Below are 18,598 nucleotides of genomic sequence, written 5' to 3' on the forward strand. Positions count from 1 at the left end.
AGACGGCTTATTTTTTTATTGAATTTTATAAATTAAGAATTGCTAAATTGAAGATTACTAAGGTTTTTGTAAATTCCGTTTTCTAAATTTATCAATTCCTGATGTGTACCTTCTTCAGTAATTATACCATTGTCTAATACCAAAATTTTATCTGCATTTCTGATTGTCGAAAGTCGGTGAGCGATGATGATACTTGTTCTTCCTTCCATTAAAACCTCTAAAGCTTCTTGAACCAGTTTTTCGCTTTCACTGTCTAATGATGAAGTTGCTTCGTCTAAAATTAAAATACTTGGATTTTTAAGCAATGCTCTTGCAATCGCAATACGCTGACGTTGTCCTCCTGATAATTTAACGCCTCGTTCTCCAACTAAAGTCTCAAACTTCTCTGGGAAACCATCCACAAAATTGAAAGCGTTTGCTTGTTTTGCTGCTGCTACGATTTCTTCCTCAGAAGCATTTGGTTTACCATAAGCAATGTTTTCTCTTATGGTTCCTCCAAATAATATTACGTCCTGAGGTACGATACTCATATTGCCGCGAAGGTTTTCTAAATCGTAATCATAAATGTTTTTTCCATCAACTGTAATTTCTCCCGAAGTAATATCGTAAAAACGAAGAAGCAAAGAGGAGATTGTTGATTTTCCTGCGCCGCTCGGACCTACTATTGCAATTTTTTGTCCAAAAGCAGCAGAGAAATTGACATCTTTAAGAACCTGAACTTCTTTGCGAGAAGGATAACTGAATGCTACATTTTTAAAAGTAACATTTCCTTTTATTTTTTCTAAAGTTGATGCATTTGGTTTTGCATTAATCTCTTCTGGTTTTTCTTCTAATAACTCAAAAACACGTTCCGTTGCTCCAACTGCTTTTTGAATTTGTGCATACATTTCGGCAATTCCTCCAAAAGAAGCACCAATAAAAGTAGTATAAAGCACAAAAGATATTAAATCTCCAACGCCTTCAACTTCTCCTTTAATCGTTAATGTAATACCGTACCAAACTACGGCTACTACGCATCCAAAAAGGCATAATATAATAAACGAAGCGAAGTAACCTCTATATTGCCCGCCTTTGATGGCAATTTTTACTATTTCTTTGATTTTATTTTTGTAACGCTGAATTTCATACCATTCGTTGGCAAAAGCTTTTACATTGCTTATTCCCTGTAATGTTTCTTCGACAATTACCTGACTTTCGGCAACTTTATCCTGAGTTTTCTTTCCGTATTTGCGAATAAATCTTCCGAATACAACAGCTGCTACCGCCACAATTGGTACAATTGCAAGCATCATAAGGGTTAATTTCGGGCTAATGCTTCCTAATATTATAAAACCTCCAATAATCAATATCAGCTGACGTAAAAATTCAGCAATTGTTGTGGTGAAAGTATCTTGCAATTGCGATATATCAGCACTTATTCGGCTGTTTAATTCGCCAACGCGTTTTTGCGAAAAGAATGACATCGGCAGCTTAACCAAATTTTCATATAAAGCAAAACGAATATTAGATAATGAGTTTTCGGTAAAGTTTACGAAAAGTGAAATCCTGAAAAATGAGAATATCGCTTGTAGTGTTAATATAACCATTAATGCTATGGCGATTTCATTGGCTCTATTTAAATCTTTATTAGTAACGCAATCTACTAGCATTCCCATTAATTTAGGAAAGGCGAGGGCAGTGGCGCTGGTTAGTAGTAGAAAAATTAAGCCTAGAAAAAATTTCCATTTATGGTTTTTACCGTATTTAAAAATTCTGAGTGCTTTTTGAAGAGAATTAGAGTCTAATTTAGCTTTAGGTAAATCGTTTTCTTGAAATCTTGCCATTTGTATATACAATTAAAGTAATGCAAATGTATGACTATAGCAAGCGAATACAAAGTGTTATTATAAATTAGACATTCAGATTTTGTTTTTTAACTAAATAGTAAGAAAACGGTGCTTTTTATGTTTTGTTTAAAAAGCTGAAAAATAGAGTGGTAAATATAAAAGCAAAAAAATATTTCATTTTTTTTGAAAATATGCTTGCAAATACGAAATCTAGCTGTATATTTGCACTCGCAATCACGAAATGATAGCAGCCTAGTAAAATAGGGCGATTAGCTCAGCTGGTTCAGAGCACCTCGTTTACACCGAGGGGGTCGGGGGTTCGAACCCCTCATCGCCCACTACCTATTTCAGGAGTAATAGTATAAAATTCCACAATCTTAAAGAATACCTGCAAATTTTGGATTTGCAGGTATTTTTATTTATACCTATTTTATCCAAAATTTTCAAAAACGCTCAAAATTACATGGCATTTTTATGGCACTTTTAAATTTAGAAAAAATGCGCCACAAAATAAACATCAATCAATTGATAATCAACATGTAAAACACGTTAACGACTTGATTTTAAGACGCTATAATTCGATATTTACTCATTTAAAATTTTGAATTATGTTAGAAAGTGGTTTTGGATTAACCTTCTTTTTGAAGGTCCCACGAAAAAAAAGCAATCTTAGGTATATTTACATAAGAATTACCGTTGATGGAATCCCTAAGGAAACATCTACTAAGCGTAGATGGGATATTACCAGATGGGATCAAAAAGCTGAAAGAGCTATTGGTACAAAAGAAGATGCTAGGACTATTAATTTTTTTCTTACCACAGTTGAAACTAAAGTTAACCAGTACAGAAATGATTTAGTTTATGCGGAACATTCTATTACATCTCAAAAAATAATTGACTTTATTATGGGACGACTAACCCCAAAAGTAAAAGTGCTTGAAGAATTCCTTAATCATAATAACGAATTACGCGCCCTTGTTGATAAAGGAGAATATGCCATTGGAACACATGAACGTTTTGAAATATCCAAAAAACATATAAAAGAATTTCTATTGTTCAAATTCAACTTGGAAGACATGGAATTCCGAGACTTAAATTATGAATTTATAAAGGACTATGAGTTTTATCTTAAGACAGTAAAGAGTTGTAATAACAATACCACATTAAAGTACATTACAAATTTCAGAAAAATTGTGAGGCGGGCACTTGATAAGGAGATTATTAAGGAAGACCCTTTCAAGAAATTTAAAGGAAAAAAAACAAAAACAAAGAAAAAACCACTTACAGCAATGGAATTACATAAGATTGAGAGTCATTCTTTTTCTACCCCAAGATTGAGCGTTATACGCGATGTATTTATTTTCCAATGTTACACCGGTCTTGCTTACATTGATGCTTTCCAACTTACAAAAGAAGACATCAAGATTGGTATTGATGGTGAATACTGGATTATGTCCGAACGCCAAAAAACAGAATCGGAAACAAATATTCCTTTATTGCCCAAGGCTCTTGAAATTATAGAAAAATACAAAGACCATCCGCTTTGTCTTAGTAGAAGAAGTGTCCTTCCAGTGAAGTCAAATCAAAAAATGAATGCTTACCTAAAAGAAATTGCTGATCTGTGTGGGATTACTGGTGTGTTAAATACCCATAAGGCAAGGCGGACTTTTGGTAGCACAGTTACACTTGCTAATGATGTACCTATTCATATTGTGAAAGAAATGCTCGGACACCGATCTGTACAACAGACTGAAGAATATGCAATAACCCAGCAGCAGACAGTTGGTCGGCAGATGATTGAATTAAGAAATAAACTTAATAAAAAAGTATCCTTCGAACCTGAGGATAGCCTATTAATTTTGGAAAGGCTTGAAAAAGAAATCCAAGATCTGAGGGAACAGCTTAATTCAAAAGTCAATTAATAACTATTATCAAACATTCTTAGACCAGCTATAAATCAATTGGTAGAAAAACAGAAAGAATACTCTCGTGAAAGTTGATGGATCCTTTTTAATTGACTTAGCATCTATTATTTAAGATTGTCATAAATCGAACTCATAATATTTTCCCTCAGAAAGATAATGTATTTCAAATTGCCATTTCTCAAAAACATCCTGTCCATCTGCAACAAAAATGTAATATTTTATTATCGTGGGTAAAATAGAATTTATAGTAAGAACCTATTAATATGTTTTTGATTCTTTGATAGGCAAATAGTCCTGTAAATTGAGATTGAATATAATTGTCAGGATTTTAGGCTGATTAATTATTCTTGTATGTAAATTGATTACTTTCATAAAGCAATGTTATTTTTCGCTCTCCATTTCTGGAACCCGCCAATTAGAAATAAATGCCCGATTATTATTGCCAATAAGGAATACATTGTTTCAGATATTGAGTTTGTTTCCTGTATTTTGTCGGTAATTAATTCTCCAGCTCAACGTAGCAAATACATTCCGGCAATTAAAAATACAACCGGTTTTAGGAAGGGAAGTTTTCTAAATTTATTAGCTGCCGAAAGTCCGTATAGACCGAAAATGAAAAACACAATAGCGACAATAATTGTTATTAAATAAGGCAAAGCACCATGTTTTTGAGCAAGTGTTGCCATTTCTTTTCCAATTCCCGTAATTTCAAACATCTGGTCAGCCCAAATTAATCCAAAAATGCGTCCGATTGCAATTAAAATATTGATATATCCCGCTAGTTTTAGCATAATTCTATTTTTTAGTTCCTAAACAGGCTAGTAAACCAATTGGCAGAAGTAGAATCCATTGTGGTGCCAAAAGATTGTACATTATACTTGTAACAATAAAAGGGACGGAGAATATCATGTATAGATAGCCAATATACTTTACAAATTCGGTTTGTTTATTCTCCTTTGTATCTAATCCGTTTTTAATCAACATGTATGAGGTTGCGACTAAAATAGTTGTTATCATATGCCAAACACCAATCCACTCTGCTTTTGCTTGCATTATAAGATTACTTCCCAATAGGGGATTCACTAAACTAATTTGCCCGCTAATGGCATGAAGCAATGCCGTAAACAAATTGATTATTCCTGCAAATAACCAATAAACATTTCTTTTGTTAATCATATTTTATTTATTTTTCCTATTAATGTTTTGTATTCATTTGGTATTGTTACTCCATCAAAATGGTTTGTCAATCCATAAAATATTGTGACTGTTAAAACAAATCCAAATATAAGAATTAATTCTGCTTGTTACTCTGGGGTTAAACTTAGAATATTGTTTTTCATTTTTTTGTTATGGACTGAAGCAATATGCCCGAAAAAAGAAAGAATTGCAAGTCCGTAATACGGAACAAAAAACAAATAAAAAGGAAAGGTATTAAGCCCTGCCACTCCAAAATAAAAATTGGTATCGAGATGTAAAAAGAGGCGAGCGATGAAAACAGCACTCACGTGAATAATTAGAAAAAAAGCCAGGTAAAGCCCTGTCCAAATTTGTAGTTTCTCAAAATGGGATGTTGTGATTTTCCTGCTCATCTTAAAAAGATTAATTCCTGATACAATTTGAACAAGAACTGCCACTACTAAAATTGTCTCAACAAAAGGATTGCGATAAAATAGTCGTAAAGTATCCATTATTGTGATGTAGGTCTCTTCGCCAAAAATGCTGCAAAAACGATTCAATAGATGTAGTCCAATAAAAACTGTAATTGTTAGTCCGGAAATATAATGAATTCGTATCATCTCTTTGATTTCTACAAAGTTTAATCAACTTATTCAAAATCCATTTGATCTAAATCAAATTCGATTTTTTGGGTTGCGAATCCGGCTCAAAGTTTCAAGCGTAACACCAATATAAGAAGCAATGTGTGTTAATTGTACTCGTTGAATAATATCGAGGCGCGTATTTAATAGACTTTTATATTTCTGCAAAGCACTCTCAAATTGTATAGAAACAACTCTTTCCTGCAATTTAAGCATTGTTTTGGTTACTGCAATTCTTCCTAATTTCTCAAAACAGTGATGTTTATCGCTCAATGCCAATACCGTTTCTCTTGAAATTTGCAATAAAATTGTGGGTTCAAGCAATTCGATATTGTATATAGTTTGGCTGTCTCGGAAAAAGCTATCAATAGCACTTACAAAATCACCCTCAAATGCAAACCAATCTGTAATGTCCTTACCGTTTTTTGTATAATAGGCTCTTGCACTGCCGCTAATTACAAAATATAGTTTATCAGCAAATTGACCTTCTTTTACAAATTTAGTCTCTTTGTCAAGTCTCAAAACTTTTGACCCTATTTTCAAATCATCTTTTCATTCATCTGTTAATGTAACGTAGTTAGTACTTATAGCTTCTATTACTTTCTCGATGTACATAAGATTCTCTCTGAAATGGTTCACAATGTTTTGAGTTTTGTATGTGATGAGTTAGAAGCACAAATGCTTAATTAAAACACCGATGTCAAATATACATACAAGTGTCCAATTAAGCACTTTTGATGCACAGTTGCAAAACTCTATTTGTTGTATTATCCTACTTATTATAACAATTTGAATTATAAGTATTTGAAGTTGTTCCGCAGCAAGACGAATTTTTACAGTTACGATCTTTGCTGTTTTGCTCCTATGACATCTAAAACAACCTTTTTTTGTCGTATACAATCCAATATGAGATGGAGCGACTGCTGAATGGTTCATGGTAGGCTTATTTTGGGGTAAAAAAATAATACGCTTTAATATGAAATCACAATACTAATTTTCTAAACAAAAAAACAACTAAAAGCATTAGTATTAAACACCTTATGCCCTCATATAAGAGCAGTCAAACTATAAAAAAAAATATAATCTTGAAGGTTTTAATAATTGAATTGGTTAAATGTCTATATGAAACTGATACCAAAACTTATTTGACAGGTTGTGATTTTAAAATTTAAAAAAATATTAATACTAAAAAATAAATTCCAAAGTCGTATAAAAAGATTTCTGGTCGGACGGAATAATTCCAGGGCCAGGATAACCGGTGGCTCTTCGGGTAAAATAGCTGTTGTTTGTAAAGTTGGTAATTCCAGCTTCCAGTTTAAATTTTTTCCATTTGTAAGAAGCCGAAATATCAGCTACATAATAAGAAGGAATTTGTCCAAAAATTCCATAAGTATTGTCATTTACATCAGTTTTACTGTTATTCGCTTCTGTAAATTGTGAAGAAACATAGGTAAATTGTAAACTTGTCATAAAGTTTTTATACCCAATACTTGTTCCCGATTTGACATTGTAAAGTGGTACAAATTCTACTTTGTTTCCTTTAATATTTAGAGCATCGGATTTTAGGTATTCAGAACCCGTGAGTGTAACATTCGAGAAGATATTCCAAATAAAGGCTTCTTCTTCAAAAAAAGTTTTGCTGATACTCCAATCCAACATCGTTTCAAAACCATATGTTATTGCCGTTCCTATATTGGATCTATAGCGTACAATTGCCGCGGAGCCATTTGGATTCTTCGTTTCGTATTCGCCTATTTTATCATCGTAATACAAAGTATAAGCACTAGCGTCAAAAGTTACTTTATCGCTTATTTGTCCTCGAATTCCAACATCGGAGGAAAAACCTTTTTCGTCTGTAATATTGGGGTCGATCACTTGACTTGGCGAAACGGTTCTGATGTCATTGAAGGTTATCGAACGATAATTTTGTGACAGATTACCGTAAAACTCGATTCGGTTTTGAGGTTTGTAGCTCATTCCAATGCCCAATAAAACAATGTTTCTGTCTTTGATATTGTCTTCGAATATCGTTTGATCCAAAATCACATTTCCCGCTAAATCTAAATTTATTTTTCGATAGGAACCAACGGCCTGTGTTTTTATTTTTTCGAATCGAAAACCAGGTGTTATCGAAAAATGAGACGTTATTTTGAAAATGTTTTCTCCAAAAACGGCATAATTCAAATTCGGAAAAGTATAATCCGATTGATTGGCATAGAATGGAAATTCCTTGTTAGCTAGATTAAAATCAGCATTACTACCAGAGCTTCCAGGGCCTTGTATTCCTGTGTTTCTAGATTGGTAATATTTGGCTCCAATTAAGAGTGCACTCGTGTTATTGTTGATTTTATATTGTTTTAAATAGCGTGCTTCAGCCCCCCAATTGAGAAAATCACCTACAATTAGATCTCGCACAGTTTCTTCTATATCTGGATTTGAAACTCGATTCGAACGGAATCCTACCGCCTTACGACTCGCATCCAAACCAAATAATTGCAAGGAGAAATCTGCATTATTTTTAAATTTATGCTTGAAGCGCAACGTAAATAAATTCCAGTTTACGGCAAACCAGTTTCGGGATCTATTGCTTTGGGTTGGGTCGCCAAGAAACATTTTATCAGTTAAACCACCCGCTTGTTGTGCCAGATAATTGAAATAAGTGTAATCAAAATGCAAGGACGTTTTGGGAGTGAATTGGTAGTTTAAATTGGCGAAATAATTGTTGCTTTTAAATTCAGAATTGGGTCTGAAACCATCTCCTTTCTTAAAATTATAAAAGGTGTAATAACTGAATTTTCCGTTGATTCCGCTTAATGAACTGAAATTGGTGTATAAATTATAAGATCCAAGAGTGTTTCTAGTAACAAATTCTATTGTTTTTGTACTTGGAGTTTTGGTTTTAAAATTGACTAATCCGCCAAATTGCGTTCCGTATTGCAACGAGGCCGCACCACGTATCACTTGAATTTCCTCTAATGCTTCGGTTGGCGTGGCATAATAACTTTCGGGATAACCCAAAACATCGGCACTGATATCATAACCATTTTGACGCGTATTGAAATTAGAAGTTCTATTGGGATTTAATCCACGACCTCCAATACTCAATTGCAAACCTCCATCTGAACTTTCGTTGAAGGTTAGTCCCACAACTTGTGCAAATATCTGACGGGCATTATTGGTGGCTTTGTTTGCTGTTAATTTGTTAATCGAGATAACCTCTGTTTTTTTTCCTGCATAAATAGCCGTTTCGTCTATGTCATTTAATTTATTTATGGCAAAAACTTTATCTCTTTGTTTATTGATTACCACTTCGGATAAATTGGTTATTCTGCTTAAAATGATTGTTGTCTTTGTTTCAGAAGCTGGGATTGTTTGCTCCAGTAAGGAATAATTTTCTTTATAAAACACCAATTCTGAATTACCAGTTGCACTTCTTTCAATTTCAAATTCGCCATTTTTGTTCGAGACCGTTTTTGTTTCGATGGTTTTATTGTAAACGGATACCAACGAAATAGTTTCGCCTGAATCGGTTTTGATAACCCCAGAAATTTTGTTTTGGGAGAAAGCATTTAGAAAAATTACTAAAAAAAATAGAGTACTAAAGTCCTTTAATTTCATCGTTAAATGGTAATATCCAGTTTTTGTGTTGGAAAGATTCATATTCTTTGGCGAGATTTATTTTTGGGTCAATGTAGGGTTTACTCAGCCTTCCGTTGATGGCAACGTAGCTTTCTACTCGAACTTCGGGATTTACGTAGCCTAGTTCTTGGTAATAATCGTGTAAATAATGAGCGTATTCCAGAATGAAATCGGGTTGAAAAGCCATTTGTTTTTCCTGAAAAATGGTCAGAAAATTACGGTTGTTAACCATTATTGTTTCTTTGGTCTTGGCATCGGTAACTGTAAATTGGGTGTAACCTGCTTTTTCCATCAGCATGACACGCCACGAAAATCGGAATCCTTCTTCTGTCCAAAACAGTTCGTCTTTGTACAATAAATATCGGAAGGGAAATACAATTTGAAATACTAGAAAACAAGTTATTACAACTAATTTCGTTTTGTAAATAGCATTTAAATTCTGGATTTTCTCTTTTCCGTTTTCAAAAACAAGAATATTCAAACGAAGCAATTTCGTAATATATTCCAATACTTTCTTATGAAAAGGACTTTCGAAAAATAATAAAGAACAAACGATCATTACGTACGGAAAAACGCCAATCGGGAATAGGATTTTTGTCAAAATATGAAAAAAAACTACTAATACAAATGCGAAGGTTCTTGTTCTTTTGTAAAGCAGTAAAAAAGGAATAGTCAAATCGTAAATCATTCCTGTCCAACTAAAGGCGAAATGCACCCAGTTGGCATTCAAGAAAGTTCCAATTATAGGTAAATTAGAGTTGTTTGGCAACCAAATTCTTAGAGGCATCGCTTTAAATAGCCAATCCGAATTGAGTTTAGCAAGTCCTGCATAGAAATAAACAATTCCCAATAAAAGTTTTAGAATATCAACCGTCCAGCGTGGAATTTTTTGGTACGCCATTTTTGGACTTCGATACGCATCTACCGAAAAATTAGCGTTTGCAGGTAGAAATATCATAATAAAACTCAAAACCGTAATAAAGTAATAGTGATTCAAATACGTAGTTTTATCCATGAATTCGATATAGGTAAAACTCAGAAAAAAAGTAATAATAGCTAATTTGTATTGGTAGCCAATGGCAACAAACAAGGCGGCTATTCCCGCAAAGAGGAACAACAAATAGGTACAATTCCCCAATGGTTTTATCCACTCAAAACCATAATACGTAAAATGAAATTGGGGTTGGATATAAAATTGCTCAATCCAACCATAACTCACAAAACGAATGAGACTAAAAAACATCATAAAACCAAACGCTAGCCTAAAAAAGGCTAGTGTTGAAGACTCTGAATAGGCATTCAGATATTTTTGTAGTCTAGATTCATGATTAATCTCCATCACCATCTACATAATCAATTGTAATGTTTAAGGCCTGCATCATATCTAACTTGGTGTAAATTACATTTTGTTGCAAAGTACTGTATGCAGCAATCATCTTTGCATTATCAGTTGTTATTTGCTCGGAAAAATTGTTGCTTAACGCATTATTAGAAACTGTAATTGCAGCAAATTGTGCATTGATGATATCACTTAGTTTTTTAGTATCTCTAACGACATTCAAGAAATCCAAATACGATTTTAAGCTTGCTCCTGTTGCGGGACTATTAAAATGTTTTCCATTAAAAAAATCTTGTTGGGCTTGTAACGCTGACACTAACAACTCTTTAGAAATGTCTTTTTTGTAGAAAGCTTCAACTTTTTCGGGATATTTAACACCATTTGAAAATAATCCAGCAGGAATTCCTAATTTGCCAGTGCGAATGTCTTTTTCAAGATTTTTTACAAAAGCATTTGTCGTTTTATTTACGGCGCTAGTTACGCTCGTTCCGTTATTAGTGATATAACTTACTCTGTATCCAGAATTCCAGTCGATTACAACAGCATCTGCATTTGCTTTTAATTTTGAAGTTATATCAGTTAAGTATTTTTTGTAATTCGTCGCATTAGCATTCGAACTGTAAAAAGTGACAATAGACGCATCTGTTGTACCTAAACCGTTTATTAAATAATCCATTCCTGGAAAACCTTGTCGGCTAAATTGTGATAACAAAGACAAATTATAAACTCCATTAGAAATGTTTGTCTCAATTCCAGCAGCATCTGTTGGATAGGTATTGGCAGCCATATTGAGATTGATTTCTTCAGCTTTACCGAAATTATACATCGAAATATATTGGTAGGCTTTATAGCTTTCGAGCCAAGAGGCTCGCAATGCTTTCAAATTGCTTTCAGTAGGTGTTGCCACAAAAGTATTTGTACTTGTTGTCAATGACTGTAACTTACTTTGATAATTGGTATAACTGGGAATAATAATATTATCTGCCCAATTGGTCAAAAGTGTAGTACGATCAAAACTATTGCTTTTAACTGTATCGTCTCCACTATTAGAGGAGCAGGCTACTAAGGCAATAACAAAGCCTAGAATTAGTGCTTTTTTCTTCATTTTTTCAAATTTTCATCAAAATTACAAAAGCAATTTATAATTATTTATATTTATTCTAAATTAATTTACTGTTGCAGCTTGGGCAACGGTAAAGCCAAATTTAGTCGCTATCTGTGTAGATATAGCATCTAATTTTGCTCCTAAAGTATCGATAGCCCACAGACCATTTGTTCCGCTTAAGATAGAAGCTAACATTGTATCTACTTCTACTTTTGTGAAATAAGGACTGTTTGTACCTGGTTTATTTGTGTAACGCAATGATATAATAAAACCATATCCTTCTGATAATGCGTGTAGAGATTTTGCTCCAGCATCTCCAGTTGCTAACTTTGCTTTACCCTCTTGCAAATAATATACTGCTCTTACCGCTGATGTTGTTGCTAATTTTGTTTTGATAATGTCAATTTGAGCATCACGAATTTTATAATCATTAGCTACTATAGCTGCTCTACCTTTGCGAAAAGCTAATTCAATATCAGCTTTAACAGTGTTGAAATCACTATCAGTATTAACTTGGTTTATATAGCTACTCCAAAATTTAAAAACATTCGGAGTAACAGTTAAATTATCTGCGCCATATACATAACCATAAGCTTCGTCCCAAAGGTGTTCCATTGTAGTGTATGATTTTCCTGTTACTAAAACTTTATTAGTGTTATCAATTTTATTAGTTGCTTCGTCTAATTTATTTAGGCTTAAGTAATTGTTTGATATTTGATCCATAAAACAAGCCCCCATCATACCTTTTAATAATACTTGTTGAGGTTCTAATCCATTTGCAGCGAATAATCGTTTGCTTGTTCCGTCTAAATAGATACCAGCTACACCGGGAGCCGCAATTGTACCTTTACTTGCAGTATTCCCATTTTTAAATTGGGTTTCAAAAAGATCACGAACGCTAACTTGTTCAGTAGTAGATCCGCCACCAAGATATAAAGAGAAATAATCTTTTGAAGCTGCTGTTTTATCTTTTAATAGTTTTCCAGAGGCATTTAAACCAGCCCCAGTAAAACGATTGTTTATGTTGCTGTACATTTGAGAAAGAACAACATCATCTACTATAGTCCCGTTTGTTGCTGCGGTTTTATAATAGTTTCCCATTTCATCAAGCATTAATAAACGGTTTGATTGACCTGAATAATCTACAGATGTTACCAAGTTTCTTTCAAATTTGTATGTTACAGGAACAGTGTAGTTGAAAGTTTCATCTTCATCCTCATTTTTAGTACAAGAAGTAAATGCTAATGCAAGAATTGGCAATATGTAAAGAGAGAATTTTTTAAAGTTCATTATTTCTTTGTTTGTGGTTAATAAATTTAGACAAAGGTATTTTGTAGAAGTTTACAAAACAAGTATTTATTTAGAATAATTAAAAACAAGTAGAATATTTGCATTTGGCAAACTAGTTGTAAGAAACAGGAACGATATATTGTTGTGTTTTATAATGTTTAACTCTCAATAACTATAGAGATTGTGCCTAAAGTCAAATACGGCATTATTTCTGTCATATTATTTATGAACAATTTATTATTGGATTAAGTCTTTTATATGATCGTGATTGAGCTAAATGTAAACTTCATCACTAATCCAAAGTAGATCAATCAGACACTTAAAATTTATCTTAATTAATCAAATTGGTAAATGTTAATTATTATTTAAAATAATTCTAAACAATTTGTTTTGTAATAAAAAAACGAATAATTTTGCATTATTATTAATTATTCTAAATAAAAACAAAATGAAAAAAATAGTTCAAACGTTATGCTTTCTTTTACTTACGGTATTTGTTATTACTTCTTGTAATAATAATGATGATGATAAAAGCTCAACGGTTTCCAAAAGACAAGTCATAGAAAATTATGCTAATATTGCTTACGCCAATTACAAAAAAGCTTATGATGATGCCGTAATTTTAGAAGCGGCTATCAGTACTTTTACCACAACACCAACAGAGGCTAACTTTGTGGTTACCAAATCAGCTTGGTTGAAATCTAGAGAAAGTTATGGTACTACAGAGGGCTTTCGTTTTGCAAATGGTCCAATAGATAATGAAGATCCAAAATATGCAAAAGGACCAGAAGGTTTCGTCAATTCTTGGCCTTTAGACGAAAATTTTATTGACTATACTGATGGTGCTGAGACATCTGGAATTATTAATGATCCCACGATTTTTCCTGCTATAACCAAAGAGGTTTTGGTAGGAGAAAATGGAAAAGGAGAAAATGAGAAATACGTGACTGTAGGTTATCACGCCATAGAATTTTTACTTTGGGGACAAGATTTAACGGCGCCATCAGCTAACAAACCAGGACAAAGACCTTATACCGATTATTTAACAACTGGAGGAACTAAATCAAATCAAGCTAGAAGAGCAACATACTTAAAAGTGTGTGCTGATTTATTGACGGATCATTTATTGGAAGTAGTGAACCAATGGAAAGTGGGGGGGACATACAGAACAGCTTTCTTGGCAATGAAAGAAGATGAAGCTATAAAAAATATGTATTTAGGAATTACAACATTAATTTCAGCAGAATTACCAGATGAACGTATGATTACTGCTCTTGGTAAGATGGATCAAGAAGAAGAGCATTCTTGTTTCAGCGACAATACGCATAGAGATATTGCTTTAAATTTACAAAGTGTTATCAATATATACCAAGGAAAATATGGTTCAATTGACGGAGCATCACTTGAAGACTTAGTTAAACAAACCAACACCGAATTTTATACCGCTACAGATGCGTCGATAAAAAATTCCTTGGCTAAAGTTGCAGCGATTATTACTCCTTTTGATGTAGCAATTTCTGGTGGTACAGATTCTGTAGAGGGAAAAAAAGTGAGCGTTGCGGTTACTGAATTAAAAACATTTGGCGCTAATTTATTGGCGGGAGCAACCAAAATTGGAATTATTGTAAATAGTTAAAAAGCTTCAAAATAAAGTATAACTAAGTGTTCTTATTACAAGGACACTTTTTTCTGTTTAGAAATGAAAAATTATATAAAAGTATTAGTTGTTTTGGTTGGTGTTCTCATTTTGAGTTGCAGTAAAAATGACGAGGAGCATTATATCCTTCTAACCGCTGAAGAAGGTGAACAATTTTCAGGTGGAGAAACAACAGTTTTTAACAAGTCTGAAGAAGCTTTTGGTTTTTCGGCTCTTAATCTAACTTTTGAAGAGGATGCTGATTTTGCAATTGGCAATTCTTTTTTTAGGCAAAATTGGGTAACGGCTCCTGCTTCTACTACAGCAAGAGACGGTGTGGGGCCTTTCTTTAATGCTATTTCCTGTTCGAGTTGTCATTTTAAAGACGGTCGAGGAAGAGCGCCTTTGGTAGCTGGAGAAACAGGTCATGGTTTGTTGCTACGATTGAGTATTCCTGGTATTGACGGCAATGGAGGCAATTTGCCAGATCCTATTTACGGCGGACAATTGCAAGACGGTGCCGTTCTTGGGCAAACTATTGAGGGCAAAATTTCTATTGTTTACCAATCCATAACAGAAACTTTTGCCGATGGAACTATTGTTGTTTTGCAAAAGCCATCGTATCAAATTAACACTTTGGGCCATGGTCCATTAGCCAGTAATCTTCAAGTTTCTCCAAGAGTTGCTAATCAGATGATAGGAATGGGATTATTAGAAGCTATACCAGAGAGTACGTTGCTTGGTTTTGCCGATGAAAATGATATTAATAAAGATGGTATTTCAGGGAAATTAAATTATGTTCATGATGTAGCATCTAACTCAAAAAAAGTTGGTCGTTTTGGATGGAAAGCCAATCAGCCAAGCGTACGTCAGCAAGTTGCGGGGGCTTTTCTGGGAGACATGGGAATTACTACGAGTTTGTTTCCAAATGAAAATGCGCCTTTTGGTGTAGATCTTACCGCTATTGCTAATGGAGGAACTCCAGAGATATCGGATTTAAATTTTGAGCGAGTAGTGCTGTATTCTAGTACACTAGCTGTTCCAGCAAGAAGAAATTATACGGAGCAAAACGTATTAAAAGGGAAAAAAAAATTTGAGACTATAGGTTGTGTCAGTTGTCACATCCCAAAAATGCAAACAGGAAATAATCATTCTATTGCAGCTTTGAGAAACCAAACGATCCGTCCCTATACTGATTTGTTATTACATGATATGGGAACTGATTTAGCAGATAATACCCCCGATTTTGAAGCCACAGGTAAAGAATGGAGAACACAACCTTTATGGGGAATTGGTCTAATTAAAACGGTCAATAATCATACTAATTTAATGCACGACGGTAGAGCCAAAAGCGTTACCGAAGCGATTTTATGGCATGGTGGAGAAGCCAAATCTGCTAAGGATAAATTTAAAAAATTGACAGCATTAGAACGTAGCGAGCTTTTAGAATTTATTAATTCTTTATAAATTGTACTTTTCCAAATACTAAATATTAGTAATTATCGCAAAATTTCCTTTGAAAAATAGACTTTAATTTTAATCTCTAAACAGCCTAATTTGGTTTGTCACTAATTTAGATGAACAATAATCTAACGATTTTTCATTTTCACCCTTGATTCATTATTTTACGAGACAATAAAATGCAGTAATTATACGTAACTTTGTCAGAATCATCGTAGATAAACCTTTAATAGAAATAAAATATGCTTTAATAATCGGTGCTAGTGAAAACGGAAAATCTACAACAATAAATGAAGTTTGTAAAAGACTTAAACCAAGAAAGGTATGGGAACTTAACTCTGAAGGAATATTTATTGAAGTTGAAGTGACAGTTGAAATATTTAACGGAACATATTTAATTGAAGTTAATGGTACAATTATTTTAGTTGCTGCTGGATCACCAACCGAGCAAGATATTACAATAACTGCCTTGGTTCAAATTGCAATAAATTTAGAGTTTGATATAAAAATTCTTATTGTTGCAATGAGGACTTTTGAGAAAAAAGAGAATTTTGACACGCCAAATGAACTTAATAAATTAGCTACTAAAATATTCCAGGAAAAAATATCAAAAATTCCAGGGAATTTCAAAAACAGTGAACAATGGAACAATAGAGTTGATAAAATTGTATCAAAAGTAAAGGAGAGCGTAGTAAGTTAATATGTAATTATCGAAAGACAGATTATTTGGAATTCGTTTTTCACTGTTTTTTAAAAGCCCTGTAAGTAAATACAGGGTTTTTTTACATTTTGTCGATGCTTTTTATATAGTTTTCTTTTTGAAACTAAAGTAATAGTTTACTCCAAAACCAATTACATTTCGAGTATTAAATCTCCTATCTTATTTCAACATATTTAATGCGTTCCCTAAGTCTATATTATTGAAATAAATATTTAATGCTAAAGACTGGGAGTTTTCATCTGAAAAATCAACAACATACCCCAAGCCGATTCCAAAAGAATGTTGATTATCAGAAATTTTTTCTTTTTCCTCAATAGGTTTTGATAAATCACTGGGGTTTCTAGATACTCGATATACTGAAGCTTCAATGCTTGAATAAGTATATTTTGGGAGAATCTGTAAATAACCGGAACCATCACCATTTTTATTGCCTAAAATAATTTTAGGGCAAAAACTATAATTTACAGCAGATACTTTTTTTGAATATTCAGACAAAACAAGTCCCGTATCATCTCTATTTGTAAGTTTCTCAAGAACACCATACATATAATTAATTTCTATTTCTGGGTTCAAATAATAGACTAATTTATAATCAGCTCCCAATTTAAAATCTCCAAAGACTGATTTATCAAAATCAGTATCAATGTATGCTAAAACTCCGACAAAAGGTCTTATTTTTTGTGCATAAGTTCCAAATGAAATTAAAAAAAACAATACTAAAATATTTTTCATCTTTTTTATTTACCAATTACTGGACTTGAAAAGAAATTTTGGGCATGAAGGAAAAACTTAGTTTAGCTTGTAGTAAAAATATTGTTGCTGAACCATCTCCTAGTGTGCAGCTTGAATCTATTGGTACTGAATTGCGAAATTTTGTAAGAAGATAATAATGGTTTTACGTTTATTCAAAAAGCCATAAAATCTGTTTAATTGATCTTATGGCTCTATTAATAATTCAACTTTACTTTTGTAACCTGGATGATAAGAAGGTGTATATCTGATATATCCCATTTCTTGTAATTGCTTAAAATATTTATGGTAGGTTGGCAGAGTACTTATATGAGACAGCGACATGATTTTGCTCCTGCTTACCCTGATTATTTTATTATCACCTTGCTTATATCCCAGATACAGGATAGCGCTTAAAAGGGCAAAATGCCAGACATTCAACCTGCTGTCATTTTCAAAAACAGCCAGATAATCCAATAACTCATTTATGTCCATAACTATTAGTCTTTGCTAAACAGGTTACTTAAATCCTCTTTATTATAGTAATAGGAACCCAATACTTTCTTGAACCGTACTTTGCCAGTTACTCGCAAATTTTGCAATGATCCTGGGGACATATCCATCAATTTTCTAACTGCTCGGCTTTTGAGCCATTTAGGGTGAATATTTTCTTTGTCGCCCAGTTGAGCATCTTCCATTATCTTCCGGATGTCATTTATCAACAGCAAGCCAAATTGCCGTAAATCATCCTTTGTTACAATATCACTCATCATCTACCTCTTTTTAAATTAAATTTTGCAATTGCTAATTTATTTTGGTTTTGCAATAAAATTAATTAAGTACTATACATACTTATAAAGAATGTCTTTTTTTGGAATTATTTGGCTTGTTATGTCAAATTAATATTTTTCAGCTTGAAGTCACAAGTGAAAAGTGGAGTTTTCTCTGCTTTACTTTTAATTTTTTTTAATTTTGAAATTCCCAAAATTGAAATACAAAAGGGGAGTAGAATAATAAGGTAGATTTGTAATCAATTACCAAAATTAGTTGTTGCCATTCACCAATTTCACAACATACAATGATTATTTACACCCTTTGCTAGTGCATTTT

General features: G+C 33.0%; 16 protein-coding genes and 1 tRNA gene. 5 read left to right on the forward strand and 12 right to left on the reverse strand.

Annotation, left to right across the window (positions count from 1 at the left end; all coding sequences use genetic code 11):
- Positions 1-32: 32 nt before the first annotated feature.
- Positions 33-1,823 (reverse strand): ABC transporter ATP-binding protein, encoded by a 1,791-nt coding sequence (locus B0A75_RS11950; RefSeq protein WP_089054509.1) that lies wholly within the window; start codon positions 1,821-1,823, stop codon positions 33-35.
- Between the two features lie 266 nt (positions 1,824-2,089).
- Here B0A75_RS11950 and B0A75_RS11955 point away from each other — a divergent pair.
- Positions 2,090-2,164 (forward strand) — tRNA-Val (locus B0A75_RS11955).
- 270 nt (positions 2,165-2,434) lie between these two features.
- Positions 2,435-3,748, forward strand: coding sequence for a site-specific integrase (locus B0A75_RS11960; protein ID WP_089054510.1), 1,314 nt, complete (start codon positions 2,435-2,437; stop codon positions 3,746-3,748).
- Between the two features lie 515 nt (positions 3,749-4,263).
- Here the strand turns inward: B0A75_RS11960 and B0A75_RS11965 are convergent.
- From B0A75_RS11965 to B0A75_RS12005, 8 genes are all read right to left on the reverse strand, one after another.
- Entirely contained in the window at positions 4,264-4,542 is a 279-nt protein-coding gene (locus B0A75_RS11965; RefSeq protein ID WP_208861265.1) for a hypothetical protein, read from the reverse strand.
- A 4-nt stretch (positions 4,543-4,546) separates the two neighbouring features.
- The gene (locus B0A75_RS11970) at positions 4,547-4,927 is read right to left on the reverse strand and encodes a hypothetical protein (RefSeq protein ID WP_089054511.1); all 381 of its coding nucleotides are present in this window, start codon (positions 4,925-4,927) and stop codon (positions 4,547-4,549) included.
- A gap of 128 nt (positions 4,928-5,055) precedes the next feature.
- A complete protein-coding gene (locus B0A75_RS11975; RefSeq protein WP_208861266.1) occupies positions 5,056-5,547 on the reverse strand; it encodes a hypothetical protein in 492 nt (163 codons plus the stop codon).
- A gap of 54 nt (positions 5,548-5,601) precedes the next feature.
- Positions 5,602-6,111 (reverse strand): Crp/Fnr family transcriptional regulator, encoded by a 510-nt coding sequence (locus B0A75_RS11980; protein ID WP_089054512.1) that lies wholly within the window; start codon positions 6,109-6,111, stop codon positions 5,602-5,604.
- Between the two features lie 642 nt (positions 6,112-6,753).
- Entirely contained in the window at positions 6,754-9,228 is a 2,475-nt protein-coding gene (locus B0A75_RS11990) for a TonB-dependent receptor domain-containing protein (RefSeq protein ID WP_394335286.1), read from the reverse strand.
- Positions 9,167-10,546: an HTTM domain-containing protein gene (locus B0A75_RS11995; protein WP_089054515.1), complete on the reverse strand. Its 1,380-nt coding sequence runs from the start codon at positions 10,544-10,546 to the stop codon at positions 9,167-9,169. Before B0A75_RS11995 ends, B0A75_RS11990 begins: the two co-directional genes overlap by 62 nt.
- The gene (locus B0A75_RS12000; RefSeq protein WP_089054516.1) at positions 10,536-11,651 is read right to left on the reverse strand and encodes an imelysin family protein; all 1,116 of its coding nucleotides are present in this window, start codon (positions 11,649-11,651) and stop codon (positions 10,536-10,538) included. Before B0A75_RS12000 ends, B0A75_RS11995 begins: the two co-directional genes overlap by 11 nt.
- Before the next feature lie 60 nt (positions 11,652-11,711).
- Entirely contained in the window at positions 11,712-12,941 is a 1,230-nt protein-coding gene (locus tag B0A75_RS12005) for a DUF4856 domain-containing protein (protein WP_089054517.1), read from the reverse strand.
- Positions 12,942-13,389: 448 nt separating this feature from the next.
- Here B0A75_RS12005 and B0A75_RS12010 point away from each other — a divergent pair, with 448 nt between their 5' ends.
- From B0A75_RS12010 to B0A75_RS12020, 3 genes are all read left to right on the forward strand, one after another.
- Complete coding sequence (locus tag B0A75_RS12010) at positions 13,390-14,577, forward strand: imelysin family protein (protein WP_089054518.1); 1,188 nt, start codon at positions 13,390-13,392, stop codon at positions 14,575-14,577.
- 63 nt (positions 14,578-14,640) lie between these two features.
- Positions 14,641-16,044: a di-heme oxidoreductase family protein gene (locus B0A75_RS12015; protein WP_089054519.1), complete on the forward strand. Its 1,404-nt coding sequence runs from the start codon at positions 14,641-14,643 to the stop codon at positions 16,042-16,044.
- A 358-nt stretch (positions 16,045-16,402) separates the two neighbouring features.
- Entirely contained in the window at positions 16,403-16,738 is a 336-nt protein-coding gene (locus B0A75_RS12020) for a hypothetical protein (RefSeq protein ID WP_089054520.1), read from the forward strand.
- 180 nt (positions 16,739-16,918) lie between these two features.
- On the opposite strand, the gene B0A75_RS12025 is transcribed toward B0A75_RS12020, so the two are convergent.
- From B0A75_RS12025 to B0A75_RS12035, 3 genes are all read right to left on the reverse strand, one after another.
- Entirely contained in the window at positions 16,919-17,491 is a 573-nt protein-coding gene (locus B0A75_RS12025) for a hypothetical protein (RefSeq protein WP_089054521.1), read from the reverse strand.
- Between the two features lie 204 nt (positions 17,492-17,695).
- Positions 17,696-17,983 (reverse strand): hypothetical protein, encoded by a 288-nt coding sequence (locus B0A75_RS12030; protein ID WP_089054522.1) that lies wholly within the window; start codon positions 17,981-17,983, stop codon positions 17,696-17,698.
- A gap of 5 nt (positions 17,984-17,988) precedes the next feature.
- Positions 17,989-18,261 carry a DNA-binding protein gene (locus B0A75_RS12035; protein ID WP_244284390.1) on the reverse strand — a complete coding sequence of 91 codons (273 nt, stop codon included), beginning with the start codon at positions 18,259-18,261 and terminating at the stop codon, positions 17,989-17,991.
- Between the last annotated feature and the right edge of the window lie 337 nt (positions 18,262-18,598).

Origin of the sequence: Flavobacterium oncorhynchi (assembly GCF_002217355.1) — a bacterium.
Taxonomy (GTDB): Bacteria; Bacteroidota; Bacteroidia; order Flavobacteriales; family Flavobacteriaceae; genus Flavobacterium; species Flavobacterium oncorhynchi.

What these genes read in the sequence shown, in the direction of transcription:
- B0A75_RS11950 (WP_089054509.1), bottom strand. Translation starts at nt 1,823, where the DNA reads ATGGCAAGATTTCAAGAAAACGATTTACCTAAAGCTAAATTAGACTCT.
- B0A75_RS11960 (WP_089054510.1), top strand. Translation starts at nt 2,435, where the DNA reads ATGTTAGAAAGTGGTTTTGGATTAACCTTCTTTTTGAAGGTCCCACGA.
- B0A75_RS11965 (WP_208861265.1), bottom strand. Translation starts at nt 4,542, where the DNA reads ATGCTAAAACTAGCGGGATATATCAATATTTTAATTGCAATCGGACGC.
- B0A75_RS11970 (WP_089054511.1), bottom strand. Translation starts at nt 4,927, where the DNA reads ATGATTAACAAAAGAAATGTTTATTGGTTATTTGCAGGAATAATCAAT.
- B0A75_RS11975 (WP_208861266.1), bottom strand. Translation starts at nt 5,547, where the DNA reads ATGATACGAATTCATTATATTTCCGGACTAACAATTACAGTTTTTATT.
- B0A75_RS11990 (WP_394335286.1), bottom strand. Translation starts at nt 9,228, where the DNA reads ATGAATCTTTCCAACACAAAAACTGGATATTACCATTTAACGATGAAA.
- B0A75_RS11995 (WP_089054515.1), bottom strand. Translation starts at nt 10,546, where the DNA reads ATGGAGATTAATCATGAATCTAGACTACAAAAATATCTGAATGCCTAT.
- B0A75_RS12000 (WP_089054516.1), bottom strand. Translation starts at nt 11,651, where the DNA reads ATGAAGAAAAAAGCACTAATTCTAGGCTTTGTTATTGCCTTAGTAGCC.
- B0A75_RS12005 (WP_089054517.1), bottom strand. Translation starts at nt 12,941, where the DNA reads ATGAACTTTAAAAAATTCTCTCTTTACATATTGCCAATTCTTGCATTA.
- B0A75_RS12010 (WP_089054518.1), top strand. Translation starts at nt 13,390, where the DNA reads ATGAAAAAAATAGTTCAAACGTTATGCTTTCTTTTACTTACGGTATTT.
- B0A75_RS12015 (WP_089054519.1), top strand. Translation starts at nt 14,641, where the DNA reads ATGAAAAATTATATAAAAGTATTAGTTGTTTTGGTTGGTGTTCTCATT.
- B0A75_RS12025 (WP_089054521.1), bottom strand. Translation starts at nt 17,491, where the DNA reads ATGAAAAATATTTTAGTATTGTTTTTTTTAATTTCATTTGGAACTTAT.
- B0A75_RS12030 (WP_089054522.1), bottom strand. Translation starts at nt 17,983, where the DNA reads ATGGACATAAATGAGTTATTGGATTATCTGGCTGTTTTTGAAAATGAC.
- B0A75_RS12035 (WP_244284390.1), bottom strand. Translation starts at nt 18,261, where the DNA reads ATGATGAGTGATATTGTAACAAAGGATGATTTACGGCAATTTGGCTTG.